The sequence below is a fragment of the Kribbella sp. NPDC020701 genome, from assembly GCF_055562215.1.
In genome coordinates, this window is sequence record NZ_JBVHFT010000005.1 from 472,576 (window position 1) to 483,247 (window position 10,672).

Genomic DNA, 10,672 nt, shown 5'->3' on the forward strand with positions numbered 1-10,672 from the left:
CCCACAGCTTCTACGGCGTAGGTGCGTCTTCGCGGAGGAGACCGGCGGACTTCAGGTCGGTCCAGAGGGTCTTGGGGATGTCGGTGCGGGACAGGGCCGCGTTGGTGTGGACTTCTTCGGGGGTGCGGCAGCCGACGGCGATGCCGGCTACTGCGGGGTGGAAGAGGGGAAAGGCGAGGGCGGCGGCCGGGAGAGTGACGCCGTGCGACTCGCAGAGGTCGGCGATGCGGTTGGCCTTGTCCAGCAGGGCTTGGGCCGCCGGTTCGTAGTTGAACGTGGCGCCGGCCGCGGGGCGGGGCTGGGACAGCAGGCCGGAGTTGAAGATGCCCACGGCAACTACCTGGACGCTGCTCTCGAGGCACGCGGGGAGGACGTCGTCGAGGCCGTCGGGGTCGATCAGGGAGTAGCGGCCGGCCAGCATGATCACGTCGATGTCGACCTCGCGGACGAACCGGGTCAGCATCGCGGACTGGTTCATCCCGGACCCGATCGCCCCAATGACGCCCTGGTCGCGCAACTCGATCAGCGTCGGGAAGGCCGTCGCGACGGCCTCGTCGAAGTGATCGTCCGGGTCGTGCACGAAGACCACGTCGAGCCGGTCGGTGCCGATCCGTTGCAGTGAGTCCTCGATGCTCCGCAGTACGCCGTCCCGCGAGAAGTCCCAGCGCCTGCGCCGGGTCGTGTTGATGGCGAAACCCTCGTCGTCAACAGCCTCCGAATCAGCCGAGTAGATGATCCGGCCGACCTTGCTGGACAGCACGAACTCGTCCCGCGGCTTGCCCCGCAGCCCGGCCCCGAGCCGTTCCTCGGCCAGACCGAGCCCGTAGTGCGGAGCGGTGTCGAAGTACCGCCACCCCTCGTCCCAGGCCGCGTTCACAGTGGCGGTGGCGTCGGTCTCGCTCACCTCGCCGAGCAGGTTCCCCATCGGCGCGCCACCTAGCCCGACCCGCTGGCCCTCCGGGAAGAGCTTCATGACCGAGCCGCCGGAAGCCGCAGGTTCTGCATGCCGCCATCGACGGCAATCGCCGTACCCGTCGTAGAACCCGACAGCGGACTCGCCAGGTAGGCGATCGCGGCAGCGACCTCGTCGGCCGAGACCAGGCGGCCCATCGGCTGCCGTGCCTCCAGCGCCGCCCGCTCCGCCGCCGGGTCGTCGGCGACATCGAGCAACCGTCCCACCCAGGGCGTGTCCGCCGTACCAGGGTTCACGCAGTTCACCCGGATCCCTTCGCGCACGTGGTCCGCGGCCATCGCCATCGTCAGCGCGAGTACGGCGCCTTTGCTCGCCGAGTACAACGCCCGGTTCGGCAACCCCGCGGTGGCGGCGATCGAGCAGGTGTTCACGATCGCGGCGGCCGAGGACTTACGCAGGTACGGCAGTGCGGCCCGGGTCACGCGCGCGATCCCGACCACGTTGACGTCGAGCACGCGGTGCCATTCGTCGTCGTCGTTCGCGGCGACGGTGCCCTGCGCGCCGATGCCGGCGTTGTTCACCACGATGTCGATCCCGCCGAGCTTCAGCGCGGCGGCGGCGACCGCGTCCCGGACCGAGCCGTCGTCGGTGACGTCCGCGGCGATCCCGGTCAGCGGCTCGGCGACCTCCGGCTTGAGGTCGAACACGACCACCTGGGCGCCGCGGGACGCCAGCAGCTGGGCGGCCGCGAGTCCGATGCCCGAGGCGCCCCCGGTGACTACGGCCTTCAGGCCGGCGAAATCCGTCACTTGCCGCTCTCCTTCGAATCAGTCAGGTCGGTCCAGATCTTGCCACTCGGGTACCGGAAGTCGGTCAGCGTCTCGACATCCATCTCGGCACCGAACCCGGGCTTCACCGGCGCCACGTAGTGCCCGTCCCGGATCACCACCGGGTCCAGGAAGTGCTCGTGCAGGTGGTCGACGTACTCGATCACGCGATTCTCGGCCGATCCGCTCACCGCGACGTAGTCGAACATCGACAGGTGCTGGACCAGCTCGCACAACCCGACCCCGCCGGCGTGCGGGCAGACCGGTACGCCGAACTTCGCGGCCAGCAGCAGGATCGCGATGTTCTCGTTCACCCCGGCGACCCGGGCCGAGTCGAGTTGCAGGACCGACAGCGACCCGGCCTGCAGCAACTGCTTGAACACCACCCGGTTCTGCACGTGTTCACCGGTGGCCACCCGGATCGGCGCGATGGCGCGGGCGATCGTCGCGTGCCCGAGGATGTCGTCCGGGCTGGTCGGTTCCTCCACCCACCAGACGTCGTACGGCGCCAGGGCCTCGACCCACCGGATCGCCTCGGCCACATCCCAGCGCTGGTTGGCGTCGATGGCGATCCGGATGTCCGGGCCGACCGCCTCGCGGGCCAGCCGCATCCGGCGGATGTCGTCGTCCAGGTCCGCGCCGACCTTGAGCTTGATCTGGGTGAAGCCCTCCGCGACCGCCTCGTGACACAGCCGCACCAGCTTGGCGTCGTCGTACCCGAGCCAGCCGGGCGTCGTCGTGTACGCCGGGTAGCCCCGCTCGCGCAGCAACTCCTCCCGCTCGGGACGGCCGGGCTTCGCGGCCCGCAGGATCTCCAGCGCCTCCTCCGGCGTCAGCGCGTCGGTCAGGTAGCGGAAGTCGACGAGATCGACGATCTGCTCCGGCGTCAGGTCGGACAGCAGCTTCCACAGCGGTACGCCGGCCCGCTTGGCGGCCAGGTCCCACACCGCGTTGACGACCGCGCCGATCGCCATGTGCATGACGCCCTTCTCGGGGCCGAGCCAGCGCAGTTGCGAGTCGTGTACGAGCGACTTCCAGAAGCCACCGAGGTCGTTCAGCGTCGCGTCCAGGTCGAGACCGATGACGTGATCGCGGAGTGCCTCGATCGCCGCGGTCTGTACGTCGTTGCCGCGGCCGATCGTGAAGGCGAAACCGTGCCCTTCCAGCCCGTCGCCGGCGTCGGTGCGCAGGATCAGGTACGCCGCGGAGTAGTCGGGGTCGGTGTTCATCGCGTCGGAGCCGTCCAGGTCCAGCGACGTGGGGAAGCGGACGTCGTACGTCTCTAACTCGGTGAATCGTGGCATCAGGACCCGATCTGCAGCTGTGGGCGGACTGTCGGAGGAATCCTATAGGATATGTGCCGATTTGGGCAGCGCTCAGCCGGACCTGCGCCACTCACCAACCGCCCATGAGCCCGGCGGTTCACGCTCGGCGCCTGCGCCCTTGGAGCGTTGATGAGTGGTGCAGGTCCGCCCGTTAGAGTCGGGTCCATGGCGGAGACCGGGACACTGCGACTGGGGAGCCGTTCGTTCGGCGTGGGTGAGTTCGCCCTGATGGCGATCATCAACCGGACCCCGGACTCGTTCTTCGACCGGGGCGCGACCTTCGCGACCGACGTGGCGTACGCGGCGATCGACCAGGCGGTCGCGGACGGTGCGGATCTGGTCGACATCGGCGGCGTCAAGGCCGGGTACGGCGAACCCGTCAGCGAGGACGAGGAACTGCGCCGGACCGTGGACTTCGTGGCCGGCATCCGGGACCGGCACCCCGACCTGGTGATCAGCGTCGACACGTACCGCAGCGCGGTCGCCCGCCGGGTGGCCGAGGCCGGCGCCGACCTCCTCAACGACACCTGGGCAGGCGCCGATCCCGACCTGGTCGCTGCCGCCGCCGAAGCCGGGACAGGGCTCGTCTGCAGCCACGTCGGCGGTCTCTCGCCGCGCACGGATCCCCACCGGATGGCGTACGACGATGTGGTCGCCGACGTCATCCGGACGACGACCGGCCTCGCCGAACGGGCAGTCGCGGCCGGGGTCCGGCCGGACGGGATCCTGATCGACCCGACCCACGACTTCGGCAAGAACACCCTGCAGTCGCTTGAGCTGACCCGCCGTCTGGACGAGCTGGCCGCGACCGGCTGGCCCGTCCTGGTCGCGGTGTCGAACAAGGACTTCATCGGCGAGACCCTGGAGCTGCCGCCGGGGCAGCGCGGGAACGGGACACTGGCCGCGCTCAGCATCTCGGCCTGGCTCGGCGCCCGGGTGTTCCGGGTGCACGACGTACCGGCCGCTCGCCAGGCGCTCGATCTGATCGCCGTACTGCGCGGCACCGCCCAGCCCGCCGGAACCCGAAGGAGCCTGGCCTGATGCGTCGTCTGGAAGAGCTCTCCGACCAGGAGCTGGCCGCGGCCTACCAACAGGACGACCGGTCGGCGCCGCACCTGCGAGCCAACTTCGTCAGCAGCCTCGACGGTGCGGTCGAGATCGACGGCCAGTCCAAGGCCCTGTCCAGTGATTCCGACAGCCGGGTATTCAGCATGGTCCGGAGGCTGGCCGATGTGGTGCTGGTCGGCGCCGGCACCATCCGGGACGAGGGCTACAACCCGCTGCGGCTGTCCGCGCCCGCTCGGGAGTGGCGTGCGGCGCAAGGACTGCCCGAGAATCCGACACTGGCGATCGTCTCGTCGCGGCTGGAGCTGAGCCCGGTGAACCCGGTCTTCCAGTCGGCGGTCCGGCCGATCGTCGTCACCCACCACGCATCGCCTCCGGATCGTCGGGAGGCACTCGGTGAGGTGGCCGACCTACTTGTTCTGGGCGACGCCGAGGTCGATCTGAAGGCGCTGGTCGACGAGCTGGCGGCGCGGGGGATGCCGCAGATCCTGTGCGAGGGCGGACCGCACTTGCTCGGCGCACTGACCGAGGCCGACCTGGTCGACGAGCTGTGCCTCGCGCTCGCACCGCTGCTGGCCGGGCCGGGCTCCGGCCGGATCACCGCGGGCGCTGCGACCACGCTCACCCGGCGCATGAAGCTCCAGACCACGCTCGCCGCCGAGGACGACTACCTCTTCTTCCGCTACGTCCGGGAGGCATAGCCGTGCCTGTGATCAGTGCCGCGGTCTGCCCCCACCCACCCCTCCTGGTCCCGGAGGTCGCGTCCGGTGCGGCCCATGAGCTGGACGAGCTCCGCACCGCTTGCGTCGCGGCGATAGACCAACTCGCCACGGCGACCAGCGTGGTGGTGGTCGGGGCCGGGACGGACCGCGCCGCATTCCCCGCCGATGCAGGTGGCTCGTTCGGGGCGTACGGCGCACCTGGCGTGCGGATCGGATCCGGCGCGGCGGTGCTGCCGTTGTCGTTGGCCGTCGGCGGCTGGCTGCTCGAGCAGACCAAGGCTGCCCACCTCCCACGCGCGTACCTCGCCGTGCCCGTCGGCGCGACTCCGACCGAGTGCCTGCGCCTCGGTCAAGAGCTTGCCGACGGCAATGACCAGGTCGGTCTGCTGGTGATGGGCGACGGCTCGGCGCGGCGCAGTGAGCATTCGCCGGTCCACCTCCACCCGCGAGCCGAGATCTTCGACACGACGGTCGCAACCGCCTTGCAGTACAGGGATCTCGACGTCCTGCGTGCTCTCGACCCGGACCTCGCCACCGAACTGCAGGCCGCCGGCCGCGCACCCTGGCAGGTACTCGCGGGTGCACTCGAGCGGACCGCGTTGACGAGTGAGCTGACGTATAACGCCGCGCCCTACGGCGTCGGCTACTTCGTCGCCAGCTTCACTTAGCGTCCAGCTGCTCCATGGATACTGTCCAGGTGACTGAGGAGCGCGCGGGGTATCGGCGGTCGGCGAAGTCGCCGCGGGGTGAGGCGCGGCGGCGGGAGCTGCTCGACAAGGTCGCGGATGAGGTCGGCGTCAACGGACTGGTCGACTTCTCGCTCCGCCGCGCCGCCCGCGCCGCTGGTACGACGCACAAGGTGCTGCTGTATCACTTCGAGGGTCCGGAAGACCTGCTCACGCAGGCCGTGCTGCAGCTTCGCGAACGGCGGATCACCCGCAGCATGGAAGCGGCAACGCAAGGCCCGGCCGACCGCTCGCTCGCGGACCGGGTCCGGTCCATCTGGCCGGCGCTGATCGGCGAGGAATCGTGGGTGCTGGACCAGGCGATCGGCCTGGCGATGTACGACGCCGCGCGGTACGCCGACCTGGCCCGAGAGGCCTCGAAGCAGTACCTGCCCGCGTTGCTTTCCCTCTGCCCGCAAGCCTGGCCGGAGGCGCGCAAACGTGAGGTCGCCGAGCTCATCCTGGCCACGCTGCGCGGCTTCCTGATCGAGTGGCGCACCAGCGGAGACGCCGCCGGCATCGAAGCCGGTTTCGCGGCGCTGGTCAGGGCATTGGAGCGCGAGGAGTCCGCCCCCGACTGACTCGCCTCGAGCGGTTCGCCGTACGGCCATGGACAGTTTGCGAACCACGTGGTTCACTTCAACTATGCGTGAAAAGGTGAGCTTCACCAGTGGCGGCGTCGAGTGCGCGGCGTGGCACTACCCAGGGTCAAACGGCGGCTGTGTGGTCATGGCCGGCGGATTCGGCGTGACGAAGGAACCGGGCACGGACCGGTTCGCAGAGCGGTTCGCGGCAGCCGGGTTCAGCGTGCTCGCCTTCGACTACCGCAACCTCGGCGAGAGTGGTGGCGAGCCGCGCCAGGTCGCCAGGATCGCCGATCAGTTGGCCGACTGGCGGGCCGCGATCGCGGCCGCGGCGGCGCTTCCAGGGGTCGAACGGGTGGCCATCTGGTCGTTCTCGCTGCCCGGCGGCTACATCCTTCAGCTTGCCGCCGAGCATCCGGGCATCACGGCCGCGATCGCCCAGTCGGCCAATGTCGATGGGCCGGTCGTGAGCCGCCATGCGTCGCGCTATCAGACCCCGCTCGCGGCGATGCGGTTGTTCGGGCGTTGCATCGTCGACACGCTCGGCGGTCTCGTCGGTCGTCCGCCGAAGCTGGTCGCCCTGGCCGGACCGCCCGGCACGGTTGCGCTGCTGAATACCCCGGACGCCCAGCAGACCAATGAGGCGCTCGACCCCGACCACCGCTACACCGGCTGGCAACAAGCCGTCGCCGCGCGCTCGATCATCCCGGCCGCGCTCTACCGGCCCGCCAAGTACGCCGGCCAGGTCCGTTGTCCACTGCTCTTCGTCGTCTGTGACGACGACCAGTCAGCCCTCGCCGCGCCGGCCATCGCAGCCGCCGCCCAGTCCCCGAACTCCGAACTCGTCCGCGTCCCCGGCGGCCACTACGCCCCGTTCCTCGCCGCCCACGAGCAGGTCGTCGAAGCCGAGCTCGCCTTCCTCACCAAGCACACGCTTTCTGGAGAGAAACTGGCGCCCGGCGCCGAGACCACCAGCTAAAGGGGGACAGCCGGCCAGCGGGATGCGGTGTCGGCGAGGTCGTCCCGGCCTGCCGCCCGCAGCTGCTCGACCAGTTCGTCCCGAGCAGCTTGTACGACGGCCATCGCGTCCTCGGCGCTCGCATGCGGACCCGACCAGTTGGACACCGCGTCCCCGGCGTACCAGGAGCCCGACGACGACCGGCGTACGTGCGCTGCCGCCAGTCGTGCCGCGGGGAGGTCGGTGCCGGCCAGCTGGATGACGGCGTCGACCGCCACCACCTCAGCGGTCAGGTCGAGCAACGGCCGGAGCTCGACCGCGTCCGTGAGTACGAACTCGTACCCGACCGGCGCCTGCTCACCCAGCCAGGCAAGGGCTTCGCGTGCGGTGTCGTGGAGGAGCTGCGCATTCGACGGATCTGCCAGCGTATGCACTCCGCACAGTCGGGTGTGCGTGGGCCGCAGCTCGTTCTGCCACAACCGCACCTGCAGCTCATCCCGCCCCGACAACCGTCGCCCGAGAATCCGCGCCAGTCCGACAACATCGAAGTTCAACTCATCCGGCGTCCGCTTCCGCCCGGGCTCGAACGCCGCACCGGGCCGCGTCCCCCGAGTCGTCCACGGACCCACATGCCACCGAGCCAGAGCCGCCATACCCCGCACCCTAAACGTCGTCACTGTCCGCAGTGGACTAGCTCACGGTTTTGGTCCATCGTTGAGCATCACACCGGTGGCCGGGGGTCATCGGGCACGACACATCACGTGGGGGGAACCACAGTGAGTCGAACGACGACGACTCCGCCTGCCGGAAAACCGGACCAGGACAACGACGGGGACAAGCAGTTCGCCTGGCACCGGCACCCGGCTTTGATCGCGGCGATCCCCGCGGTCTTCACGCTGATCGGCGGCGTACTCGCGATCGTCCTCGGCCAGGCCGACGCGTTACCGGCCGCCATCAATCCGGCGCCGCCACCGACGACGGTCTCGGCGACGCAGACGATCACGGCCACGGCGACCAGCACCAGCACCGTCACCGTCACCGCGACGCCGACCACCGAGCAGACGAGCCCGACCGGGACCGGGACCGGCTCGGTGTCGAACCCGCCGGCGCCGGGCGCCCTGGCGATCAGCATCCGGATCGGGACCGGCGGGAAGATCGGGCCGAACGAGTGGCGCACAGGGTCCGCGCCCGGAGCGAACGCCGACGTGTTCGACGACACCGGGCGTCAGCTGAACCGTGGGTGCTATCCGACCTGGACGCTCAAACGCGGGTCGGCGGTGATCCAGACAATCCGCGGCACCGCCTGCGAGGGCAACGGGTTCTCGATGTTCAGCTTCCAACCAGAAGCACTCAAGACACCCGGCACCTACCACCTGACGGTTTCCGTCGTCACCGACGGTGGCGTCAAGGGCACCGCCACCCAGGACTTCACGGTGACGTGATCAGGCGGACTCGGCCGGATCGTAGGCTGGCTGGGTGACGTACACCCCGAGTCGCCTCGCGGACATCCTGGCCGAGTCGGTCACCTGGATGACTGTGCGTACGGCGGACTCGGTGCCCGGACCGGAGTGGGTTTCGTGTGCCGACCTGATTGCGGAGCAGCAAGCCGGCGGCGATCCGACGTACGACTGGCGTACGGCGGCAGCCGCCGACTACGCACGGGATTACGCGATCGATCCGCCGGTGCAGGTCGCGGCGATGTTCACCCTCATGTGGTACGTCCAAGTGCCCGCACTGGTCGCCGGAGTGAGTGCTGCGGCCACCGGAGTCTCGCCCGAGGTGTCGCCGGGCGCACTGGCGTTCCGGCGGCATCCGACCGCGCACTACCCGGCCGAGGTCGCTCTGCTGTCCAAAGAGGTCGTGCCACTGACCACAGCCGCCGAACAGTTCAGTGCTCACACCACCGCGTTCCTGAACTCGTACCGGCCCGCTGTGAAGTTCGGATCGCTCCAGCGCTTCGGTGCCGTCGACGACGAGGTGCGGGCCGCGATCCGGTTGCCGGACGAGGCGCCGTACGCCGATCAGGCTGCCGCCGCGTTCGGGGTGTCACTGGAGGAGAAGCTGCGCACGTCCTGCTGCTACTTCTATGTGCTCCCGAACGTCAACGCGTGCACCACCTGCCCGCGCGTCCGCTGAATTTCGCTCAGAGCGGAAAGAACGCTTTCCTGTCCTGATCCGGCCGGAAAGTGTCGGTGATGCCGGGAAGCATGGCGGGCATGATTCGACATACGCTGCAGGCGTCACTGACGGGTAACCTCACGTCGGTTGTCCGTCCGCTGGTCCGGGGTTAGGTTCGCAGACGTGACCGCGCCCGGTGGTTCTCCGGCGACGACCCCGATCGGCTCCCGGGCCGAGGCGGAGGGTTACGTCGCGATGGTCTGTTTCAAGCACGGTCCTCCCCGGCTGCACGGCGTCGAACTCGAATGGACCGTGCATCACGCGGAGGATCCGCACCGGCCCCTCGACGCCGACCGACTGAGCAAGGCCCTGGGCGTGCACGCGCCCGCGACCCTGGTGCGAGGCAGTCCGCAACTGCCACTCGGCCGGGGCGCTCTGGTCACTGTGGAGCCTGGTGGCCAGGTGGAGATCTCCGGCCCGGCCCTGGACTCGATTCCCCGGCTGATCGACGACACCGCCGCCGACGCGGCCGAACTGACGGATCTCCTTCTCGATGCGGATCTGGTTCCGGGCGCACACGGCCTGGACGCCTTCCGCTTTCCCCGCCGCATCCTCACCGTCCCGCGCTACGCGGCGATGGAGCACGCTTTCCAGCGCCTCGGCCCGCACGGGCCGCGGATGATGTGCAGTACGGCGGGCCTGCAGATCTGCCTCGACGCCGGTGAGAAGGACCAGACCGCTGTGCGCTGGCGCGCACTGCACGATCTCGGTCCCACCCTGGTCGCCCTCTTCGCGAACTCGCGCCGCCGTGCCGGTGCCGACACCGGCTGGGCCTCGGCCCGGACCGAGGCGACCTTCGGCACCTGTGCACCGTTCACCGAGCCGCCACCACTCCACGGCGATCCCGCTGCTGCGTGGGCGCGGACGGCGATGGAAGCGCCGGTGCTGTGCTTGCGTCGCGGCGACAGCTGGGACGCGCCCGACGGACTGACCTTCGGCGCCTGGGCGGATGGACAGCTGCCCGGCGACAGACCGACGTACGACGACTTGGACTACCACGTGTCCACGCTGTTCCCGCCGGTGCGGCCGCGCGGGTATCTCGAGGTGCGCTACCTCGACGCGCAGACCGGTGACGGGTGGATCGCCCCGACCCTGCTGCTCACCGCGCTGATGTCCGACCCCGCCGTGATCGACCAGGCGCTGGCCGCCGCCGAGCCCGCTGCCGGCCGCTGGTTCCCGGCGGCTCGCGAAGGACTGGACGACAAGTTGGTCCTGCAGGCGGCCCGCGACGTGGTCGATCTCGGCACCGAAGTGCTGGCCCGCACGGGCGCGGACTCCGAACTCACCGATGCGGTCGCAACCCGGCTGCAGCGCATCGTCGAAGACACCACCCATGGAAGGCGAGCTTCATGACTGTGCTTCTGGCCGGGCCTTC

The 10,672-nt window shown here is 69.7% G+C and carries 12 protein-coding genes; 8 read left to right on the plus strand and 4 right to left on the minus strand.

The genetic code is table 11. The features are described 5' to 3' along the window. Positions 1 to 10 precede the first annotated feature (10 nt). The 3 genes from ACZ3HV_RS15330 to ACZ3HV_RS15340 are packed head-to-tail and all read right to left on the minus strand — an operon-like array spanning position 11 to position 3,044. Positions 11 to 973 carry an aldo/keto reductase gene (locus ACZ3HV_RS15330; RefSeq protein WP_465684683.1) on the minus strand — a complete coding sequence of 321 codons (963 nt, stop codon included), beginning with the start codon at positions 971 to 973 and terminating at the stop codon, positions 11 to 13. Then, positions 970 to 1,722, minus strand: a complete 753-nt coding sequence (locus tag ACZ3HV_RS15335; protein ID WP_360365360.1) for an SDR family NAD(P)-dependent oxidoreductase — start codon at positions 1,720 to 1,722, stop codon at positions 970 to 972. Before ACZ3HV_RS15335 ends, ACZ3HV_RS15330 begins: the two co-directional genes overlap by 4 nt. Continuing rightward, positions 1,719 to 3,044, minus strand: a complete 1,326-nt coding sequence (locus tag ACZ3HV_RS15340) for an L-fuconate dehydratase (protein ID WP_465684685.1) — start codon at positions 3,042 to 3,044, stop codon at positions 1,719 to 1,721. Before ACZ3HV_RS15340 ends, ACZ3HV_RS15335 begins: the two co-directional genes overlap by 4 nt. Before the next feature lie 186 nt (positions 3,045 to 3,230). Here ACZ3HV_RS15340 and folP point away from each other — a divergent pair, with 186 nt between their 5' ends. From folP to ACZ3HV_RS15365, 5 genes are all read left to right on the plus strand, one after another. Further along, positions 3,231 to 4,106, plus strand: a complete 876-nt coding sequence (gene folP, locus ACZ3HV_RS15345) for a dihydropteroate synthase (RefSeq protein WP_465684687.1) — start codon at positions 3,231 to 3,233, stop codon at positions 4,104 to 4,106. After that, complete coding sequence (locus tag ACZ3HV_RS15350) at positions 4,106 to 4,831, plus strand: pyrimidine reductase family protein (RefSeq protein ID WP_465684689.1); 726 nt, start codon at positions 4,106 to 4,108, stop codon at positions 4,829 to 4,831. The genes folP and ACZ3HV_RS15350 overlap by 1 nt, the downstream gene beginning before the upstream one ends. A 2-nt stretch (positions 4,832 to 4,833) precedes the next feature. Continuing rightward, positions 4,834 to 5,520 (plus strand): class III extradiol dioxygenase subunit B-like domain-containing protein, encoded by a 687-nt coding sequence (locus ACZ3HV_RS15355; RefSeq protein ID WP_465684691.1) that lies wholly within the window; start codon positions 4,834 to 4,836, stop codon positions 5,518 to 5,520. A gap of 29 nt (positions 5,521 to 5,549) precedes the next feature. Continuing rightward, positions 5,550 to 6,158 carry a TetR/AcrR family transcriptional regulator gene (locus ACZ3HV_RS15360; protein WP_465684693.1) on the plus strand — a complete coding sequence of 203 codons (609 nt, stop codon included), beginning with the start codon at positions 5,550 to 5,552 and terminating at the stop codon, positions 6,156 to 6,158. Positions 6,159 to 6,222: 64 nt separating this feature from the next. Continuing rightward, the gene (locus tag ACZ3HV_RS15365; protein WP_465684695.1) at positions 6,223 to 7,140 is read left to right on the plus strand and encodes an alpha/beta hydrolase; all 918 of its coding nucleotides are present in this window, start codon (positions 6,223 to 6,225) and stop codon (positions 7,138 to 7,140) included. On the opposite strand, the gene ACZ3HV_RS15370 is transcribed toward ACZ3HV_RS15365, so the two are convergent. After that, positions 7,137 to 7,772, minus strand: a complete 636-nt coding sequence (locus ACZ3HV_RS15370; RefSeq protein ID WP_465684697.1) for a hypothetical protein — start codon at positions 7,770 to 7,772, stop codon at positions 7,137 to 7,139. The two genes, ACZ3HV_RS15365 and ACZ3HV_RS15370, sit on opposite strands and share 4 nt — an antisense overlap. 123 nt (positions 7,773 to 7,895) lie before the next feature. Between ACZ3HV_RS15370 and ACZ3HV_RS15375 the strand changes: the two genes are divergently transcribed. From ACZ3HV_RS15375 to ACZ3HV_RS15385, 3 genes are all read left to right on the plus strand, one after another. Further along, complete coding sequence (locus tag ACZ3HV_RS15375) at positions 7,896 to 8,561, plus strand: hypothetical protein (protein WP_465684699.1); 666 nt, start codon at positions 7,896 to 7,898, stop codon at positions 8,559 to 8,561. A gap of 34 nt (positions 8,562 to 8,595) precedes the next feature. Beyond that, entirely contained in the window at positions 8,596 to 9,255 is a 660-nt protein-coding gene (locus ACZ3HV_RS15380; protein WP_465684701.1) for a (2Fe-2S)-binding protein, read from the plus strand. A gap of 165 nt (positions 9,256 to 9,420) precedes the next feature. Beyond that, positions 9,421 to 10,650 (plus strand): glutamate-cysteine ligase family protein, encoded by a 1,230-nt coding sequence (locus tag ACZ3HV_RS15385; RefSeq protein WP_465684703.1) that lies wholly within the window; start codon positions 9,421 to 9,423, stop codon positions 10,648 to 10,650. Positions 10,651 to 10,672 lie beyond the last annotated feature (22 nt).

Excerpts from the sequence above, each read along its gene's own strand:
- ACZ3HV_RS15330 (WP_465684683.1), bottom strand. The coding sequence starts at position 973 with ATGAAGCTCTTCCCGGAGGGCCAGCGGGTCGGGCTAGGTGGCGCGCCG.
- ACZ3HV_RS15340 (WP_465684685.1), bottom strand. The coding sequence starts at position 3,044 with ATGCCACGATTCACCGAGTTAGAGACGTACGACGTCCGCTTCCCCACG.
- folP (WP_465684687.1), top strand. The coding sequence starts at position 3,231 with ATGGCGGAGACCGGGACACTGCGACTGGGGAGCCGTTCGTTCGGCGTG.
- ACZ3HV_RS15350 (WP_465684689.1), top strand. The coding sequence starts at position 4,106 with ATGCGTCGTCTGGAAGAGCTCTCCGACCAGGAGCTGGCCGCGGCCTAC.
- ACZ3HV_RS15365 (WP_465684695.1), top strand. The coding sequence starts at position 6,223 with ATGCGTGAAAAGGTGAGCTTCACCAGTGGCGGCGTCGAGTGCGCGGCG.
- ACZ3HV_RS15370 (WP_465684697.1), bottom strand. The coding sequence starts at position 7,772 with ATGGCGGCTCTGGCTCGGTGGCATGTGGGTCCGTGGACGACTCGGGGG.